Below are 19,431 nucleotides of genomic sequence, written 5' to 3'. Positions count from 1 at the left end.
GAGTTTGTTTATTTGATGATTAATTTTTCAGTCTGTTTCAAACTTCCGTTTTGAGATTCAAACTGAAGGATATAATTTCCTGCAGGGAGCTTTTGCAGATTGTATTCATGATCTCCGCTTTTTAATGTTTGTGTATCCATTAAACTTCCATTATAATTATACACTTTCAGCTGCCCTCTGTTGTATTCTTCAGGACTAGAAATAGTAAGCTGAGAAGATCTGCTTAAAGGATTCGGGTACAGTTTCAATTGTTTTTTCAACCCTGTCTGCTCAGAACCGATTACCTTTTGGCTTACTGTATTTTTTGAAGCTCTTGCTGTTGAAGTGGTACATGGTATATCTGTTGACCAGATAGAAGCATCAGCTCCTGATAATGTCAGTGTCAATCCATTTCCTGAATTGTCTTGTACGGATGAACCGCTACCTTCATTAAATTTCCAATACGCTGCAAGAGAAGTGGCAGGTAAACTTACATTACACATATTCTGGCTTATTTCCGTTTGGCTTAATGCACGTTTCCAAACACGAACCTCATCTATTTTTCCATTGAAATTTCTTGAAGCTTCGTATAAATATCCAACGTTGAACGCTCCGTTCGAACTCACACTTCCCGTTTGAGCTTTGCTGGCGTCAAGAGCTCCATTGATGTACAATTTCATGGTTGTTCCGTCATAAGTTGCTGCAACATGATACCATGTATTGGCATTTAATGCGGTATTGGAAGCCAGTTTTTGTTGCACATTATTAATACTGAGGACAAACTGAAGTTTGTTATTGGCAAGACTGGCATCTCCTAAACGGAAGAATGCAGAATTAGCATCACCAGCTTCTGTTCCCATGATTGCTGAAATATATGGGAATCCTGATTTAAAAGAAGAAGGTTTTATCCATCCTTCAAAAGATAATGCTGAACCACTTACATTGATGTTCCCGGCTGAACCTGATTTACTGGTACCGTCAAGACTGATGGCATATGAACCGGTAGGTGTGGTTGTTCCGCCTCCGCTATTAAACCTCGGAGCAAACATATAGGTACTTTTCACACTGCAGTTGGTTCTGATTCTCCAGTCATATTCTGTATTGGCTGTTAATCCTGAAATAGTTGCAGAGGTTCCGGTCATAGCAGTAGCTACACTCGTCCAGGTCGTAGATGAAGCTGCTTTATAATCGATATCATATGTATTTGTTCCAACGGCAGTCCAATTTAATTTTGCACTTGTTCCCGTAAGGTTGCTTGTGGACAAACCGATAGGAGCATCACAGTTGGTTCCTGCTGTCCATGATTGTAAAGTACCGCTTAAAACGGTTTGTTCTCCATATAAAGTTTGGGTACCTGCAGAAAGTTGTGACACCTGATTAGTTCCTTTCAAATCATACCAAAGATATAATCCGTATCCTCCGGTTTTGGTCTGACTGGCAAGACTGGTGGTAGTTGAGTTGGAAGTATTTCCTAACCAAACAGCTGCAGGAGAAATCTGAGCTTTCGTTAACGGGGGAACGTTAGGAGCAGAGAATGTTCCGTAGTTGGCATTCCAGCTGTAGTTGACATTGTCTCCTACTCTGCTTCCGTTCCATGAAAGCCTTGAAGCAGCTGGTCCATAATAATAAAATGAGATAATTTTATTAGGCAAAAGGGCTCTCAACTCTTGAACGAGCATTACAAAAGAGCTGTCATTCGGCTGTCCGGTTCCATTATTTCCATATTCCGAGTATTCATCATCGAAATCAATTCCATCCAATCCGTAGGTATTGACGGTATTGGCTAATTGTAATGCAAAATCTTTGGCAGCCTCACGGGTTGGGAAATTACAGATTCCGGCTCCCTGGTGGTTTCCTAAGATCGTTAATACTACTTTCATTCCCTTTTGCTGAAGAGGTTTGATGTAGGTATCTGCATTAGTCAATACTTTGGTGACATTGTTATTGCTATACAGATAAGCTCTGCCACGGCTTGTGTCGTAGTTAATGTTCGCTGCAAAGATATTGACGACATTAAACAGGTAGTTGTTTGAGGTTTGTAATTTGTACGCTCCTGCGTTCAGTAGGTTGTTGTTGTTTACTTCCACGTAGCAGATTCCCATAGGACTAAGCTGCTGCGCATAAAGCTCAGATTGTTCGTGAATGATCAATAGGATCAATGCAATAAAGGCTTTTTTCATACTGTTTTTTTTAAGTTATTTGATTTGTTATATCTAGTCGTTTCTCCTCATTTATAAAGGAAAAAACGGATTAGGTATGCAATGAGAGTCCTACAAGGCCTCTCTGAACAAAAAGCCTTGTAACACAATTCAACTAAAAAACGGGAATAAAGGGACGCTGTTTCCTACTGCAAAACACCCAACCTAAGCCAGTAAATCCGGGTTCTCGTTAAAGGTTTTCCATAAGAGTTCACCAAATAATGTATTTGACCAAGCAAACCATTCTCTGGTAAATTTCTTGTCATTGTCTTTGTGGAAGGATTCATGCATAAATCCTGTTCCTCCATGAGTTTTCTGTAAGGTGTTGATACACCATCTGATCTCACTTTTATCATTTGAAGTGAGTGCTTTCATAATAATACTCATCGGCCAGATCATGTCCAGTCCGATGTGCGGGCCTCCGATTCCTTCCGCCAGCTTGCCTTTGAAAAAGAAAGGGTTATTTTCTGACCATACAAATTTTCTTGTATTCGCATAAACAGGATCGTTAGATTTCACGGCACCCAGATAAGGCAATCCTAATAAACTCGGGCAATTCGCATCATCCATCAGGTTATAACTTCCGAAGCCATTGACTTCAAAAGCATATATTTTTCCGAATTCAGGATGGTCGTAAACTCCGTATTTCTTAATCGCAGCATCTACCTCATCAGCGAGGCTGTTCAATTGCTGGGCTAAAGCTTTTTCATTTTTAATCTGAGAAACCATTTCCGCCGCCTGACGTAAGCTTACGACTGCAAATAAATTAGACGGAATTAAAAATCCATAAATCGTAGCATCATCACTTGGACGGAACATAGAACTGATCAATCCAACAGGTTTGGTCGGATAGCCGTAACCACCCATAGGAACTCCGTCTGTAGCCCATGATGTAGTACGTTCAAATTTGTAAGGCCCTAAATCTTTTTTTCTCTGCTGTTCTGTAAAAGTCTGCAAAGTAAGCTTGATCCCTTGCAGCCAGTTGGCATCAAAAGGTTTTGTATCTCCTGTTTCTTTCCAGAAATGATATGCTAAGCGGATAGGATAACACAATGAATCGATTTCCCATTTTCTTTCATGGATCCCCGGTTTCATATCGGTGTGGTCGTACTCTTTCCACTTGCTGATCTTTTGGTCATCATTGTAAAAAGCGTTGGCATACGGATCCTTAAGAATGAAAGTGGTCTGCTTGTGAATAACTCCGGAAATCAGTTTGTGAAGTTTTTCATCTTTTTTTGAGAACTGCAGGTAAGGAAATACCTGTGCAGAACTATCACGAAGCCACATGGCATCAATATCACCTGTAATCACATAGGTATCAGGGTTTCCATTGGCTTCAGTGTAAAAAACAGTAGTATCTAAAGTATTGGGAAAGCAGTTTTCAAACAGCCATGACAGTTCTTTATTTTTAACTTTCTTTTTGAAGGTGGCAATTGCATTTTCTACGGATTCACTGGTAAAATGTCTCTTGTCTTTCGGAACACGGACAACAGGAAAATCATCCATAATCATATTTTTAGCAAAAACATTTTGAGTAAACAGCAATCCGGCTCCTGCCAATGCACTTGTTTTAATAAAATTTCTCCTTTCCATTGATACTATTATTTCGTTTTTATTTTTATTCTTTTATTTTACAGGCTTACTTCCCATTACAAATCTCAGTTCTCCGCCATTCATAATGTCGCTGTGGTTCAGTTCCCAACTTTTGTATTCTTTTCCGTTCAGGAACATTTTCTGAACATAGATATTCTTATCGGAAATTTTATCCGCAATCACGGTAAATGTTTTTCCGTTTTCCAGCTTCAGGGATGCTTTAGGAAATTGAGGAGCACCAATGGCATATACAGGTTTCCCCGGTGTCACAGGATAGAATCCTAATGAAGAGAAAATATACCATGCTGACATTTGTCCGCAATCTTCATTATTTACAATTCCGTCAGGTTTTGCGGCGTACATATTGTCACGGATATATTTTACCATTTTCTGAGTTTTGTAAGGACTTCCTGCGTAGTTGTACAGATACGGAACATGATGTCCCGGCTCATCTCCAAATCCCAATGAACCAATGAACCCTGAAATGTCAACATGTTGCTCTCCCTGCATATTAAGGTTCTCTGTAAATGTTTTATCAAGCTTTTCTTCAAAACCTTTTTTTCCACCGTAGAGATTCATCATTTCATCAATCTGATGAGGAGCAAAGAAGTCGTACGCCCAGATATTTCCGGAAACCCAATGGGGTTGTAATTTTTTCCAATCGTTTAAAGCAAAATCAGCGAGGAACTTTCCATCTTTTTGTCTTGGCCAGAAGTGATTATTTTCTTTATTGAACGTATTCAGGAAGTTCATAGAACGTTTTCTATAGACTTCTGCTTCGTCTTTTTTTCCTAATTTTTCTGCAAGTTGCAAAATGCACCAGTCATCATAAGCATATTCTAATGTTGCGGAAACAGAAGCACCATTTTCAGAAGGACTATAGCCTAATTTGATATAATCATTAAGACCTCCGCCTCCATCGCTACTGCTCATTTTGTCCGTTAAAGAAGCATCTTTCATCGCAGCAAATGCTTTTTCAGCATCAATACCGGGTACTCCTTTTGAAATAGCGTCCCAGATTACCGATACACTGTGATATCCTAACATACAGAAGTTATCGTAACCACAAAGTTCCCAGATCGGCATATGATCTTTACGATCTGTATATCTGCTGATCAACGAGTTGGCAAATTCTTTGGTATGCTTCTGATCCATGATCGTCAACAATGGGTGTGTTGCTCTGAATCCATCCCAATAAGAGTAGGTACTATAATTGGTAAACCATTTGGTATTCATATTTTCCTGAGCAGCTACATAATCTCCGTTGGCATCCATATATAAATTGGGGGCAATAAAAGTGTGGTAAACTCCTGTATAGAAAATTTTTCTCTGACTGTCTGTACCTCCCGACACCTGAAATCTTCCGATAAGGTCTCGCCATGTTTTTTGTGCTGTTTCTTTAGCCTGTGCAAAGTCTACATTCTTAGCTTCGGTATCAAAGTTCTCTTGTGCATTCTCTGTACTTACCGGAGATAAAGAAACTTTTACTTCAATGCTCTCGTTATCTTCAGTAGCAAATCGTACAAAAGCTTTGGCATCTTTAGCAAGCGCAATCTTTTCATTGTTTTTTATCTTTCCTTCAGCATAAACTCCGTAAGACTTGAACGGTTTTGAAAACTCCATTACGAAATAAGCGAAACGTTTACCACCCCAGCCATTGCTGTAGCAATATCCTTTAATCTTATTATTCCCTTCTACGCTTACCAACGTGTGGTAAATATTTCCGAAGATTTTATTCGTAGGGTCGATGATGATATTGGATTCGTCACTTTTCGGAAATGTATATTTATGAAAACCCACTCTTGGCGAAGCGGTCAGTTCCGCTTTAATCCCATAGCTATCAAGCATTACGGAATAATATCCCGGAGAAGCTGTTTCTTTATCATGGCTGAAAGTTGAGCGATATCCAGTTTCAGGATTTGCTTCTGTACCCGGAGTCATTTTCACCTGACCTACAGTAGGCATTACCAGAATATCGCCGAGATCTGCCCAACCGGTGCCGCTCAGGTGATTATGACTGAAACCCATAATCGTCTTGCTGCTGTAATGATACCCGGAACACCAGTCCCAGTCGCCACTTTTGGTATTCTGATCCGGACTGAGCTGAATCATTCCGAAAGGTGTGGTTGCCCCCGGAAATGTATGTCCATGTCCTCCTGTTCCGATAAAAGGATCAACCCAGGACAACACATCATTCTTATTTTGCTGGGCATTGGTGATCGAAACCAGGGCCGTAAAAAAACAGATAAGCAATTCTTTCTTCATGATCAAAGGTATCAGGATGTTTTTAATTTAAAAGTTGGTTTAAAAATAGGAAAACCATTACAAAAATCCCAATAATAAAGGGAATTAAGATGATATTCGTATTTAAAAAGTTCATATTCTTTAGATTGAATTCTTTTTCATGAAATCAATAATTTCTGAAATATATCCGAATGCAATAGCCACTACAGTATCGGCAGCACCATAATACACTGTTACTTTATCTCCCTCAGTTAATGCTGCACAAGGGAAAACGACATTCGGAACATCTCCCGTAAGTTCATATACTTCTGCCGGAGCCAATAGATAAGGCTTGGTTCTGTATAATACTTTCGTAGGATCTTCAAGATCAAGCAAAGCTGCTCCCATTGAATATCTGAATCCTCTGCAGGTATTGATTACTCCGTGGTAAAACAACAGCCATCCTTCTTCTGTTCTAATAGGAACCGGCCCGCCACCAATCTTTGTACACTGCCATGCACTGTCTTCAAATGGAGTTACTTTCATGACACAACGATGTTCCCCCCAGTATTTCATATCAGGGCTATAGCTGATATAGATATCTCCGAAAGGCGTATGTCCGTTGTCACTCGGGCGGCTTAGCATCGCATATTTACCATTGATTTTTTCAGGGAAAAGCACTCCGTTTCTGTTGAAAGGTAAAAAGGCATTTTCGCACTGGAAAAACTCTTTAAAGTCAAAAGTATATCCAATTCCAATCGTAGGACCGTTGTATCCGTTACACCAGGTAATCCAGTAACGGTCTTCAATAAAGGTCACACGTGGATCATATTTATAATCAGATTCGATCATTTCTGTGTTTCCAGCCTTCATTTCAATAGGACCATGATTGATATCCCAATTGATTCCATCTTTACTGAAACCTGCAAAAATATTCATCTGTACCGCTTTGTTGTCACAACGGAACACTCCTGCAAATCCATCTTCAAAAGGGATCACTGCACTATTGAATATACTGTTGGAAGTGGGTATCGCATATCTGTTAATGATCGGGTTTTCGGAAAACCTCCACATGATATCATTGCTACCTTCCGGGCGATCCTGCCATGGGATCATTACTGATTGAGCTGTCATAAAGTATTTTTACTTTTTATTTTGATTGTTTACTAATTGATTGTGTTATTTTAAACCTAACAGGTTATAGAAACCTGTTAGGTTACATGTCGTTTAACTACGTTCTTCTTTATTTTCTGAATAAGGGAATGGAACAAACAAGGTCACAAGGAATGCAGGGATGGTTGCAATTAAAACCCAGATAAAGAAAACTTTATATCCTACCCAGTCACTGATCATCCCGCTGAACATTCCGGGAATCATTACTCCAAGGTTCATAATACCGGTTGCAAATGCATAGTGGGCTGTTTTATGTTTTCCTGGTGCAATCTGTTGCATCATGTACAGCATCAGACCTACGAAACCAAAGCCATAACCGAAATATTCTACTACAACTGCCGCTGCTACAGGCATAAGATCTGCCGGCTGGTAATGAGCTAATAAAGCATAGACCACAAATGGAATATTGAAAGCACAACATAACCATATCAAAGACCTTTTCAGACCGCGAGCAGAAATAAAATATCCTGCCAATACAGATCCCAGGATAAATGCAGCTGATCCGTATGTTCCGTAAACAAGTCCGATATCAGAAGTTGATAATCCTAATCCTCCCGAAGATCTCGGAGCTTTAAAAAACAACGGCGCAATCTTGATGGCAAAACCTTCGGCAAAACGGTACAGGATGATAAACAACACACACCACAAGATCTTAGGTTTTGTAAAAAATGAGGTAATCACTTCCAGCAATTCCTGACGGATATTTCCGGTTGTTTTCTCCACCTTCTGTTCTTCTTTGTTTTCTTTAGGTAAAATCCATGAGTGATACATTGCTAACGCAAAAAATACCACCGCATAAATTCCCATGATGATCATCCATGCATGAGTAACTCCTTTGGTTTTTTCCAGAACTCCTGCGAAATAAACTAATGCTCCACTGCTGATAATCTTTGCCAAGTTATAAAAAGCTCCCTGCCATCCGATATATTTTGCCTGCTCTTTATTAGTAAGAAAACTGATATAAGTACCATCAGCAACAATATCATGAGTCGCTCCGCAAAAAGCAATAATGGCAAAAAGAGCAATACTGTACTTGAAAAATCCGGGTAAGGGAAGGCTTAAGGCAACCAGTGCAAATAAAATTCCTATCGCAAACTGAGTAAAAACAACAAAAAATTTCTTGGTTTTATAAATCTCCAGGAAAGGGCTCCAAAGCGGCTTCAAAGTCCATGAGAACATAATAAGCGCCGTCCAGAATGTAATCTGAGAATCTGAAATCCCCATATCCTTGTACATAATTCCGGAAACGGCATTGATGGTTACAAAGGGCATTCCCATTGCAAAATACAATGTCGAGATCCAAAGGATAGGGTTTACCAGACGGTTTCCTGAGTTGTTTTTTCCCATATTAAAAATAAATTCTGAAGAAGAGGCCATCTTAAAGTTTCATTTCTGACTTTAACGAAACTATAATATCGGAGATTTCTCCCCTGTCGAAACTCTGATCTTTAAGTGGCCTCTGTATTCTGAGTGATTCTGATTAGTTATAATTTTTTATCCCACCAAAGTTTGGTTCCTCCTGTATCTGGACCACCTAATGTTGCAGCCGCTTTGTCATATCCCGGAGCATTATTATTTCTGTATTTAGCCGGAATCGGAATCCTTCTGATAAAATCCTGAGTGCTAATTGTCCCACCGCTATTATTAATTACATTTGGGAACAATTTAGGGTAGCCGGTTCTTCTTTGTTCTGCCCATGCTTCTACACCGTCAGGATAAAGAGCCAGCCATTTCTGAGTAATGATACGCTCCAACTTTATTTCAAAAGAACTAGTATTATCCCACTTTATAGTAGCTGTACTTAGAATAGGATTTCCCGCCAATATATTATTTCCACTGTTTTTAGGATCAATATATTCCTTAGGCAATGATGAGCTGTCATCTATATAAGCTGAGTAGCCTGCACTTTTACCCCACTCTATAAAAGATACCTGCACTCCTTTTTCATAATTCGTTTTAGCATCTCCTGCTCCTGAATACCCTCTTAATGCCGCCTCTGCTCGTAAAAACCAAGTTTCTGCTGCCGTAAAAACTTTTGCTTTACCATCTGTATTTGATAAATAATTACCTGTAGCTGCTTCGGCTGTATTATGAGCAAAACCTCCATATTTATCTTTGTTGGATCCTAAATCAATACCTTGTCTTACCCCAATATATTGTCCGTTTATCGTTTGATCTGTTGCAGGAACTATATATGATTTTAACCTTGGATCATTATATCCATTTAGAAAAGAAGTTAACGGAGCTCCTGCATTAGCATCTCCCCATGCGATACACACAACATATACAGGAGATTGGTTTCCATAGCTTATTAATGCGTTATCCGAATTATCTTCAATAAGCCCAACAGGAGAAGATAGAGCTTCTTCGGCATATTTTTTAGAAGATACAGGATCAGCATAAGCCATTCTCATTGCTAATCTTAGCTTTATTGAGTTTGCCAGTTTAGCCCATTTTAATGGGTTTCCTCCAAATGTAATGTCAGATTTAGTAAGCACTGTTTTATCTTCGACCCCCAGATTTTTTTGCAAATTTTGAATGGCATCAGATAAGTCCTTAATAAAAAATTTATAGGCATCCTGTTGAGAGTCATAATCGATGGAAAAATCCGGATTGGGTTTTCCGAAGTGACTGTATATTACCGGACCGTGCGCATCAGATACCCTTGCAGAAGACATTACCTTTAATATGCTTAAAACACTTTCACTTCCACTAAAATCTATATTTGGATACAGCTTTAGTTTAATATTATGGAAATCTACTGCCCGCTGCATAGCCTCTTCCAACTGGTTTTTCATGATCCAATCATTCCAGTCACGCATGAAGTAATTACTGTTATTCTGCCCGAATCCTCCATTGGCAGTTGCAAAAAAGCCGCTATATAAATCAGCATTTAATCCAACCTGCAATTGATACATAAAATCGGTAGAATAAATAAAATTCTGCTGGGCAAGTTTAAGCGGATTTACCAATCCTACAAAATCTGCCCTTATCTGTTCATCTCCTACTCCTGAAAACTCAGAGTTAATGTTTGAGAAATCATCAGTACAAGCTACTAGCCCCAAACAAAAAATAAGTGATATCGAAATTTTTTTAATATTGATCATGACTTTTTAAAAATTTAATTTAACAGAAAAACCTAATGACCTTGTTATTGGCATTCCAAAAACATCAACTCCTACACCTCCCGGATTCACGCCTGAAACCTGTTCCGGATCAAAAGGAGCTTTTTTATAGAAGAAGAAAAGATTGGTTCCGATGACACTCACCGTAGCTTCTCTCATGTATTTAGAATTCACTCTAAAAGTATATGATGCAGATGCTTGTCTTAGGCGAACGGTTGTTGCTTCATACATATAAGCTTCAGCAATATTAGGAGCCACTTGCCCTCCGATCGTTGTATAATAAGTTTTTGCATCTGTTTTCCCTGTATATGGAGTCCCATTTTGGTACACGGCATTTTCTATAGCCACACCTCCATCTCTTCTGGCATCGGCCGACCTTTGGCTTACCCCATTATAATCGTACGTAGCTTCTGCCAGACTCAGTACTTTCCCTCCAAATTTACCATCGATCAAAAAGTCTAACTTAAAGTTTTTATAGGAAAATGAGTTACTAAATCCTAATATGAATTTCGGATTCGGATTTCCTAAAAATTTCCTACTGTTTGGATCCACCATAGGAGCCCCTTTAGCATCTACAATAATCTGTCCTGCATCATTCCGTAAAAAAGCAGTACCATAAATATCCCCGAACGAACCTCCTGCTTTCAGTTTATTATAATTTCCGCCTCCAACCAGGTCGAAAAAGCTATTGTCTCCGCTATAAAATTCTGAAGGGAATAGTTTCATGATTTTATTTCTATTTGCAGAAGCATTGATTGTGGTTGTCCAATTAAGATCTCCTCCTTTAATTGCATCATAGCTTAAGGACATTTCGAAACCTCTGTTTTGAATTTCCCCTGCATTGATATCAATCTTGGTTCCTGATAAATCGCTCAGCCCCGGAGCGGCTTCAACTTGTCGTAAATATTGGTTTTGTACAAGAGAGTTATAAAATGTGAAGTCAAAATTGAGTCGATTTTTAAATAGTCTGATTTCTGTTCCTACTTCAAATGTCTTATTAAACTCCGGTTTTGGTGGGAATAATTTTGTTAAATATGCTGAATAGCCTGTAATAACACCATTATTAAGGATAGGAACAGGATTGGCATAAGTTGGCTCCAGAGCATTACCAACTGTAGCATAGGAAGCTCTTACTTTCCAGAATGAAAAAGCTTGTGGTAATTGAAAAATGTCACTTAATATTGCATTAGCACCCACAGACTCATAATCAATACCACTATAATTGCTTCCGAATAAAGTAGAAGACCAGTCATTTCTGAAGGTAAGGTCTAAATAAAGCATTTTCTTATATCCGATTGTAGTACTTGCAAATACCGATTGATCTTGTCTGTGCGGAGTAAAGATCGTATATGTTCCAGATCCTCGAGACCAGTAAATGTTGGACAATGAAAATAAGTTAGGTACAGAAAGTCTTTCACTTTGTATCTCTGTAACAACATCTTTTTTATCACTTATACTGGCACCAACTGTAAAATCAAAGCTGATATTGTCTGAAATATTAGGGCTACCTATAAGCAAAGCATCACCATAATAAGCATTGGTTTCCAGATTGTTGTAATACATTTTTCCATTACCAAACGATCCTGCTATTGAAGGAACTGTAAAGGCATACAAATCTCTTTCTGTATTGGATGTGGAATATGTATAATTTCCACGAACTTTCGCTGTAAGCCAATTATTAATCTGATAAGATAATGCTACTGAAGAATATACATTTTTATTCTTGCTTACAGAAGCGTTTCTGTTTAAGATCCAGTAAGGATTTTGTCTGATTCCTGTAAGGTTATACCAATTCTGGGCGGGAATCTGACGTTCAGAATCCAGATACATATAATCTTTATACTGGTCAAAGTTAACTCCCCTCGGCAAAACAGCTACCTGATAAATAGGGTTGAAATATACACCCGGAGTTAATCTGTTTTTTGACTCCTGCATGGAAGCCATTATATTGGCATCTAATGTCAACTTATCATCAAAAAACTTACTTGAGTTTCTAAAGTTAACATTATATTGATCAAAGTTTGAAACAGGAACGATCCCTTTATTGGTCGTATTGGCGACAGAGAAGAAACTTGTAGACTTCTCATTTCCCGCAGAAAATGTAAGGCTATTTGTCCATGTAGTGCCGGTTCTTAAAAAATCTTTAAGATAATCTTTAGAGCTTCCTGCTACTCCCCAACTATCATCTCCGTAAGTATTGGTAGCAGCATCATGACTTTGTAAAAATTCATGCTGAAGTTTAGGAAGTGCATAAGCCTTATCAAAAGTTAAACTTGAAGTAAACGAAAGATTCGCCTTTCCGGCTGCTCCTTTTTTAGTTGTAATCAAAATAGCTCCATTACTACCCTGAGATCCATACAACGCAGCTGCTGACGCTCCCTTTAAAAAGGTCATGCTTTGAATATCTTCCGGATTGATACTACTGAAGATATCTCCAGCATCTGCTGATCCATTATATGAGTCGGCGCCCCCTCCACTGGAAATGGTACCATCCGATCCAATTTTTGATGTCCCTATGGAATTGATTACAGGAATACCATCAATGACAAGTAGAGGCTGGCTATTCCTTGTAGATTTATCTCCCCTCATTACCACCCTTACAGCACCTCCGATTCCTCCACTCGTTCTGTTAATTTGCACATTGGAAACTTTCCCGTTGATAGAATTTAAAAGATTGGGAGTTTTTACCTCGGTAAGTTCATCTCCGCCAATCTGCTGGCTGGAGTAAGTGAGGGATCTGGCCTGTCTTTTTATCCCCAAAGAAGTGACAACGACCTCCTGAATATCGGTTGTCTTCGTGGTGTCGGCCGCCTTTCTTTCCTGAGCATTAGAATAAAAGGAAAGAACTAATAGAACCGGTATAACTGCTTTTCTCATAAGGTTTAGATTAGTTAGATTTAATTGAGAATCAATTACATCACTTTAGGATTCAATACAGAGAATTTATTATTCTTTTGGCAAAATTTAGCCGTTTATGTATTAAATTATTTAAAGTTTTGTTAAGATTTAATTCACATTAACAAATCTAAATTTTGTTGCCAGTCCGATATAATACTATTTTGTCATAAAACGATATTATTCTTTCATACATTTTAAAAATATGATCACAAAATAGTGATTTACAAATAAATACAACCATCAAAAAGCACACTATTAAAGAGGAATTATTTCGCTTTTCTACAAAAAAAGATCCGATATTTAAACCGGATCTTGATATGATATTATTTTATTAACCTAATTTCCTATTCAATCTTCTTCACTCCTTTAAATTGTTCCCTGAATTCCGTAGGTGTTGTCTTTTTTATTGATTTAAAGACTTTATTAAAATTAGCAATATTATTAAAGCCTGCTTCAAAGGCAATTTCAAAAACAGTCAGATTCTTTTCCATCAACCACCTCGCTGCATAACTGATTCTAACTTCATTCAAATAATTGACAAACGTTTTTCCGATTCTTTTTTTAATAAATCTGTTGAAGGTCACATTACTCATATTCACCAATGACGCAACCTCATCGAGTGTTATTTTGTTTTCAAAGTTTTTATGGACAAAATCATGAACGATCTTCATTTTATCATGATCACCAAAGGTCTCCAGCTCGATACTATAAGATGATAAAAGGGTTTTGTCTTCTGCTATCGCTAACTCGTTAAGAATCTTCATAATTTCGATGAACGATTCAAAACTGCTCATTTTGGAAAGGTTCAGAAAAGAATCCTTTAGTTTTTCTGCCGTTTCCGTTGAGAATAATATTCCCCGGATTGATTCTTTCATCAGGTTGTTAATCGGTTTCAGAATATTCTTTTGCATCAGAGACTGGCTGAAAAAATCCTGATTAAACTGTACCGTAATCTCATGGGTCTTCCTGTTTTTACAACGATAATTTGCCCAACAGTGCGGAAGATTGGGACCAACAATGACCAATTCTATATTCCCGATTTCTCCGGTATGATCTCCTACCATTCTGCGGTAGCCCTTTCCTTTGTAGATAAAGTTAATTTCAATTTCGGGATGATAGTGATAAGGGAAATCAAATGAGGCTTTGATCCTGTCGAATACGAGAAAACTGTCTTCAGGAGAAAGTGGAGTTATCTCCCTTAAAATATTTTCAAGTTCACTCATACAACAGTTTTTTTTAAATTTAAAAATAAAAGTTACAATACAAATCTTTGTAAATTTGATAAAATAATATCAATCTGAAGATATGTTTTTATTTTTTTTCAAAAGAGACCACTACCCCATTTACCTGGCACAGGTTTCTATAATTTAACATCCCTAAAATTAAGCTTTTTTGTATCTTTAAAATCCGGAATATAAAACCGACATCTCTTTCCGGACATACTTTAAACTCAATATAAACCAAAACAAATATTATGAGACGTAACGCAACAGCCGTTTGGAACGGTACTATTAAAGAAGGTAAAGGACATTTAACAACGCAGAGTACCACTTTAAACCAAACTCAATATTCTTTTAACAGCCGTTTTGCAGATGGTGTGGGAACCAATCCTGAAGAATTACTGGCAGCAGCTCATGCAGGATGCTTCACTATGAAACTGGATGCAGAGCTCTCTCAGGCGGGTTACAATCCTGAAGAATTAAAAACCACTTCTGTTATTACCCTTGATCCCAATATCGGAAAAATCACAAAATCAGAACTGACTTTAACGGCTAAAGTTCCGGGAATCTCTGAAGAAGAATTTCAGAAATTTGCTAAAATTGCTGAGGAAGGATGCCCTGTAAGTGCGGCGTTTAATTTTGAGATTACATTGAATGCGACTTTAGAACAATAAAAACTTACTATTAAATCTGGGTCATAAAACGCTCAGATTTAATTTTTCACACAAATATACCAATCGGTATATTTTTTGCATATATTTGCAGAGAATTAATCAATTACATGTCTAAGGCAGAAAAAACAAAACAACTCATCATAGAGAAAACGGCTACTCTTTTTAATACAAAGGGGTATATTTCCACTTCCCTTTCAGACATTACTCAGGCTACGGGCCTTACAAAAGGAAGTATCTACGGAAATTTCGAAAACAAAGATGAAGTCGCTATTGAGGTATACAAATACAATGCAGGACTGTTAAGTACAACCATGAGTCGATCTTTTGGAGACGAATTTCCTACTTCAGGAGAAAAACTTCATGCTTTCGTAAATTTTTACAGGAAAAACTGGCCTGTTGTTTTTTCAAACGGAGGCTGTCCATTGATGAATGCCGCTACAGAAGCAGATGATTCTTTTCCGGCTTTAAAAAACCAGGTCAAGAATTCATTCGATGTATGGATGACAAAAATTTCATCTGTCATTCTGGAGGGCAAAAAGAAAAGGGAAATAAATGAAAAAGCAGATGCAGAAAAATATGCTTCCCTGTTTGTCATGCTTATCGAAGGCGGAATTCTTCTTTCGAAAACAACAGGAAATCAAAGCTACCTGAATCAGGCTCTGGACAAGATTTCTGATATGATTGATCATGAACTAATTATTCTTCCATCATAAATTTCACGATATGGAAACAAAAAAAGTGGCTATTGTAGGATACAACAGAATCCCATTTGCCAGAATGAACACGGCTTATACCGAACAAGGAAACCAGGATCTTCTGCTTGCAGCCCTTAATGGACTGATAGACCGTTACCAGCTTAAAGGCAAACTTCTTGGTGAGGTTGCGGGTGGCGCCGTCATTAAACATATTTCGGAAAGTAACCTCATCAGAGAATCTGTCATGAATACTTCACTGGATCCTGCTACTCCGGCCTGTGATCTTCAGCAAGCATGCGATACAGGTATTGAGGCCGCTATTTATATAGGAAATAAAATTGCTTTAGGCCAGATAGAAAGCGGGATCGCCTGTGGTGTAGAAGCAATGAGCAATATTCCTTTTGAATCTTCACCAAGGTTAAGAAAGGCACTTTTAAAAGCCAATAAGGAAAAATCCGCATTCGGAAAATTAAAACAATTACTAAGTCCGAAACTTAAAGACTGGATGCCTATTCCTTATAAAGGGCAAGAGCCTAAAACAGGTTTGGTGATGGGTGAACATACTGAAATTACAGCAAAATATTATCATATTTCCAGGGAAGAACAGGATGAGTTGGCATTCAAAAGTCATCAAAATATGGCTAAAGCGTATGACGAAGGTTTTTTTGATGATATGATGAGTCCCGCTTTTGGCTTAGATAAGGACAATAATCTGCGCCGTGATACCAGTTTAGAAAAACTTTCTCAGCTGAAACCCGCATTCGACAGACAAAATGGTACATTAACGGCAGGAAACTCTACTCCTTTTACTGATGGAGCGTCCGCTGTTTTATTGGCCAGTGAAGAATGGGCAAAAGCGAATAATCTTCCAATATTTGCCTATATTACCTTCTCAGAAATTGCAGGAATAGAATATGTTGAAAATAAACAGAATTTACTGTTAGCTCCTATTTTTGCCGCAGACAGAATGCTTAGAAAAGCAGGAATGAGTCTTGAAGATTTTGATTATTATGAAATTCATGAAGCCTTTGCCGCACAAACTCTGGCAACGATGAAAATCTGGGAAAATGATGATCTGGCTAAAAAATTCGGATTGGAAAAAGCATTGGGAAAGATTGACCGGACTAAACTGAATGTGAAAGGAGGAAGTCTTGCCGCAGCCCATCCATTTGCAGCAACGGGAGGAAGAATTATCGCGACTTTAGCAAAATTACTTCATGAAAAAGGAAGTGGAAAAGGCTTTATTTCTATCTGTGCTGCTCGTGGACAGGGAGTTACCATGATTTTAGAAAAATAATATTACAACCATAAAAGTCTTTCCTGCGGCCAAAATCTTTTGCTATGCTACAAATAATACTGTTAATTATTTGTTTGCAACGAAAGAAAAATGATAATATTGCAGTCGAAAAGCAAAAATAGAACATGGGTACTTCTTGTTTAGCCCATGAAAATTAATCTATTTAACATTAATAACTAAGTATGAAAAGAGTTGTCATTACAGGATTAGGTGCGTTAACACCTATGGGAAATAATGTCGAAGATTTTTGGCAAAACAGCATAAACGGAGTCAGCGGAGCAGGATTAATTACCCATTTTGATTCAGAAAAATTTAAAGTTCATTTTGCCTGTGAAGTAAAAGGCTTTGACCCAAAGGTTCATCTGACCCACAACGAAATAAAAAGAAGTGACCTGTTTTCACAATATGCCATGTATGCTTCAGCGGAAGCGATAAAAGATTCCGGTCTGCAACTGGAAAACATGGATCCTTTCGATACCGGAGTGATCTGGGGAACAGGACAGGGTGGAATGTGGACGTTTGAAAAAGAGGTAATGGATTTTGCCCATGGTGATGGTACTCCCCGTTTCAATCCGTTCTTTGTACCGAAATTTATTGCCAATATGGCATCGGGTATGATCTCCATGAAATATGGACTTCAGGGTATCAATTATACTACAGTTTCTGCTTGTGCTACAGGAAATACGGCTTTAATGGATGCTTTCAATTATATTCGTCTTGGAAAAGCAAAAGTGATTATCAGTGGAGGTTCAGAAGCCGCGATTACACCTGCTTCTATCGGAGGGTTCTCTATTATGAAAGCCATGTCTACGAGAAATGATGACTTCACTACAGCCAGTCGTCCATACGATGCTGACAGAGATGGTTTTGTAATGGGCGAAGGGGCCGGAGCTTTGATCCTTGAAGAATATGAACATGCTAAAGCGAGAGGTGCCAAAATCTATGCAGAGCTAGCAGGAGCAGCGATGACAGCTGATGCCTACCACATGACAGCACCTCATCCAGAGGGAGTGGGAGCGATTAAAGCAATGCAATTGGCCGTTAAAGAAGCGGGTGCAGACATGGAAGATATCGATTATATCAATCCGCATGCGACTTCTACGCCATTGGGAGATCTTGTTGAGCTGAAGGCTATTAACAAAGCTTTTAAAGGAAATAAAAACCTTGACATCAGTGCTACAAAGTCTATGACAGGGCATTTGTTAGGAGCAGCAGGAGCTGTAGAAGCCATTCTTTCTATTAAAGCTATTCAAAATGGAATTATTCCACCAACGATCAATCTTCATAGTATTGATGAGAATATTCCACAGGACATTAATATTGTCTTTGGGGAAGCAAAAGAGAAAGACATCAATTTTGCATTGAGTAATGCTTTTGGTTTCGGAGGGCATAACGCTACTGTCGTTTTCAAAAAGTTCAGCTAATCTGAAAATAAAAATAATTATAAATCTCTGTATGATTTTCATGCAGAGATTTTTTTATCACGCTGATTGAGCAGATAATGCAGATCTTATTCCGAACCGAATAACATAATCATCTGCGTAATCTGTATAATCTGCGAGAGATTATTAAAGTCTTCAAGAAAGAATCCACTATAAGATTAGATTGTCATGTCATTTTTTTTCTCGCTGATTGAGCAGATAATGCAGATTTTATTCCGGACCGAATAACACAATTATCTGTGTAATCTGTGTAATCTGCGAGAGATTATTAAAGTCTTCAAGAAGGAAACCATTATAAGATTAGATTGTCATGCTGATTTTTTTTATTTTCGCTGATTGAGCAGATAATGCAGATTTTATTCTGTATCTAATAACACAATCATCTGTGTAGTCTGCGAGAGATTTAGCAGGAAATAAGTACCCTAAAACATCCCGTCATCAGGAATGAAAAGATTATAAGCATTCTCTGCCATCGGAATATACAATCTTACCCATTCTTCATCATCTGTCATATCCCAGCTGTGACCTTCTCCCTCAGTATCTTCTGCCAACAGAATAGTCCCAGGTTCTATCACAAAGGTTGAGCCATCGGTAACTTTGAATCTGACAGTGCCTTTTATGGTGATCACATATTGTTTTCGTGGAGCAACATGTATATTCTTCTCCCATTCTTCCGTTTGACTGCTGATCCAGAATACATTAACATCGATATGACTTAACGTTGGGATCTTCCCCCGTTCAAAGGTGCAGGATCCATCAAGATTACTCATTAACCTTACGGCCGGAACAAATCCTGTTGACACCTTTTTTGCTGCATCTGTGTTTTGATCATTCTTATATTCTGTATTCATACCTCCGGGGATAATTGTTGTTAAGTTTTTGATGATATTTCAGATACTAAATATATTCAAAAA

At 38.1% G+C, this 19,431-nt stretch carries 13 protein-coding genes; 4 read left to right on the top strand and 9 right to left on the bottom strand.

What is annotated here, in order from left to right; translation table 11 throughout:
• Nucleotides 1–8: 8 nt before the first annotated feature.
• The 8 genes from EG342_RS06540 to EG342_RS06505 all read right to left on the bottom strand — a co-directional run bounded on the left by EG342_RS06540 (nucleotide 9) and on the right by EG342_RS06505 (nucleotide 14,412).
• Nucleotides 9–2,159: an endo-beta-N-acetylglucosaminidase H gene (locus EG342_RS06540; protein WP_103288940.1), complete on the bottom strand. Its 2,151-nt coding sequence runs from the start codon at nucleotides 2,157–2,159 to the stop codon at nucleotides 9–11.
• 183 nt (nucleotides 2,160–2,342) lie between these two features.
• A complete protein-coding gene (locus EG342_RS06535; RefSeq protein WP_103288939.1) occupies nucleotides 2,343–3,770 on the bottom strand; it encodes a glycoside hydrolase family 125 protein in 1,428 nt (475 codons plus the stop codon).
• Between the two features lie 33 nt (nucleotides 3,771–3,803).
• The gene (locus EG342_RS06530) at nucleotides 3,804–6,035 is read right to left on the bottom strand and encodes a GH92 family glycosyl hydrolase (RefSeq protein WP_103288938.1); all 2,232 of its coding nucleotides are present in this window, start codon (nucleotides 6,033–6,035) and stop codon (nucleotides 3,804–3,806) included.
• A gap of 120 nt (nucleotides 6,036–6,155) precedes the next feature.
• Nucleotides 6,156–7,127, bottom strand: coding sequence for a glycoside hydrolase family 130 protein (locus tag EG342_RS06525; protein WP_103288937.1), 972 nt, complete (start codon nucleotides 7,125–7,127; stop codon nucleotides 6,156–6,158).
• A gap of 93 nt (nucleotides 7,128–7,220) precedes the next feature.
• Complete coding sequence (locus tag EG342_RS06520; protein ID WP_103289330.1) at nucleotides 7,221–8,513, bottom strand: MFS transporter; 1,293 nt, start codon at nucleotides 8,511–8,513, stop codon at nucleotides 7,221–7,223.
• 137 nt (nucleotides 8,514–8,650) lie between these two features.
• Complete coding sequence (locus tag EG342_RS06515) at nucleotides 8,651–10,273, bottom strand: SusD/RagB family nutrient-binding outer membrane lipoprotein (protein ID WP_103288936.1); 1,623 nt, start codon at nucleotides 10,271–10,273, stop codon at nucleotides 8,651–8,653.
• A 6-nt stretch (nucleotides 10,274–10,279) separates the two neighbouring features.
• Nucleotides 10,280–13,168, bottom strand: coding sequence for a SusC/RagA family TonB-linked outer membrane protein (locus EG342_RS06510; RefSeq protein WP_103288935.1), 2,889 nt, complete (start codon nucleotides 13,166–13,168; stop codon nucleotides 10,280–10,282).
• Between the two features lie 365 nt (nucleotides 13,169–13,533).
• The gene (locus EG342_RS06505) at nucleotides 13,534–14,412 is read right to left on the bottom strand and encodes an AraC family transcriptional regulator (RefSeq protein ID WP_103288934.1); all 879 of its coding nucleotides are present in this window, start codon (nucleotides 14,410–14,412) and stop codon (nucleotides 13,534–13,536) included.
• 251 nt (nucleotides 14,413–14,663) lie between these two features.
• Here EG342_RS06505 and EG342_RS06500 point away from each other — a divergent pair, with 251 nt between their 5' ends.
• From EG342_RS06500 to fabF, 4 genes are all read left to right on the top strand, one after another.
• Complete coding sequence (locus EG342_RS06500) at nucleotides 14,664–15,083, top strand: OsmC family protein (RefSeq protein WP_077413428.1); 420 nt, start codon at nucleotides 14,664–14,666, stop codon at nucleotides 15,081–15,083.
• A 107-nt stretch (nucleotides 15,084–15,190) separates the two neighbouring features.
• Entirely contained in the window at nucleotides 15,191–15,796 is a 606-nt protein-coding gene (locus EG342_RS06495) for a TetR/AcrR family transcriptional regulator (protein WP_103288933.1), read from the top strand.
• A 10-nt stretch (nucleotides 15,797–15,806) separates the two neighbouring features.
• A complete protein-coding gene (locus EG342_RS06490) occupies nucleotides 15,807–17,075 on the top strand; it encodes an acetyl-CoA C-acetyltransferase (protein WP_103288932.1) in 1,269 nt (422 codons plus the stop codon).
• Nucleotides 17,076–17,257: 182 nt separating this feature from the next.
• Entirely contained in the window at nucleotides 17,258–18,499 is a 1,242-nt protein-coding gene (gene fabF, locus EG342_RS06485) for a beta-ketoacyl-ACP synthase II (RefSeq protein WP_103288931.1), read from the top strand.
• Between the two features lie 440 nt (nucleotides 18,500–18,939).
• Here the strand turns inward: fabF and EG342_RS06480 are convergent, their stop codons facing one another.
• The gene (locus EG342_RS06480; RefSeq protein ID WP_103288930.1) at nucleotides 18,940–19,368 is read right to left on the bottom strand and encodes a cupin domain-containing protein; all 429 of its coding nucleotides are present in this window, start codon (nucleotides 19,366–19,368) and stop codon (nucleotides 18,940–18,942) included.
• Nucleotides 19,369–19,431: the final 63 nt, after the last annotated feature.

The sequence above is a fragment of the Chryseobacterium lactis genome (genome assembly GCF_003815875.1).
GTDB lineage: Bacteria > Bacteroidota > Bacteroidia > Flavobacteriales > Weeksellaceae > Chryseobacterium > Chryseobacterium lactis.
Note: the sequence above shows the minus strand (reverse complement) of the source record. Positions and strands in the feature narration are given on the sequence as shown.

What these genes read in the sequence shown, in the direction of transcription:
- EG342_RS06540 (WP_103288940.1), bottom strand. Translation starts at nt 2,159, where the DNA reads ATGAAAAAAGCCTTTATTGCATTGATCCTATTGATCATTCACGAACAA.
- EG342_RS06535 (WP_103288939.1), bottom strand. Translation starts at nt 3,770, where the DNA reads ATGGAAAGGAGAAATTTTATTAAAACAAGTGCATTGGCAGGAGCCGGA.
- EG342_RS06530 (WP_103288938.1), bottom strand. Translation starts at nt 6,035, where the DNA reads ATGAAGAAAGAATTGCTTATCTGTTTTTTTACGGCCCTGGTTTCGATC.
- EG342_RS06525 (WP_103288937.1), bottom strand. Translation starts at nt 7,127, where the DNA reads ATGACAGCTCAATCAGTAATGATCCCATGGCAGGATCGCCCGGAAGGT.
- EG342_RS06520 (WP_103289330.1), bottom strand. Translation starts at nt 8,513, where the DNA reads ATGGGAAAAAACAACTCAGGAAACCGTCTGGTAAACCCTATCCTTTGG.
- EG342_RS06515 (WP_103288936.1), bottom strand. Translation starts at nt 10,273, where the DNA reads ATGATCAATATTAAAAAAATTTCGATATCACTTATTTTTTGTTTGGGG.
- EG342_RS06510 (WP_103288935.1), bottom strand. Translation starts at nt 13,168, where the DNA reads ATGAGAAAAGCAGTTATACCGGTTCTATTAGTTCTTTCCTTTTATTCT.
- EG342_RS06505 (WP_103288934.1), bottom strand. Translation starts at nt 14,412, where the DNA reads ATGAGTGAACTTGAAAATATTTTAAGGGAGATAACTCCACTTTCTCCT.
- EG342_RS06500 (WP_077413428.1), top strand. Translation starts at nt 14,664, where the DNA reads ATGAGACGTAACGCAACAGCCGTTTGGAACGGTACTATTAAAGAAGGT.
- EG342_RS06495 (WP_103288933.1), top strand. Translation starts at nt 15,191, where the DNA reads ATGTCTAAGGCAGAAAAAACAAAACAACTCATCATAGAGAAAACGGCT.
- EG342_RS06490 (WP_103288932.1), top strand. Translation starts at nt 15,807, where the DNA reads ATGGAAACAAAAAAAGTGGCTATTGTAGGATACAACAGAATCCCATTT.
- fabF (WP_103288931.1), top strand. Translation starts at nt 17,258, where the DNA reads ATGAAAAGAGTTGTCATTACAGGATTAGGTGCGTTAACACCTATGGGA.
- EG342_RS06480 (WP_103288930.1), bottom strand. Translation starts at nt 19,368, where the DNA reads ATGAATACAGAATATAAGAATGATCAAAACACAGATGCAGCAAAAAAG.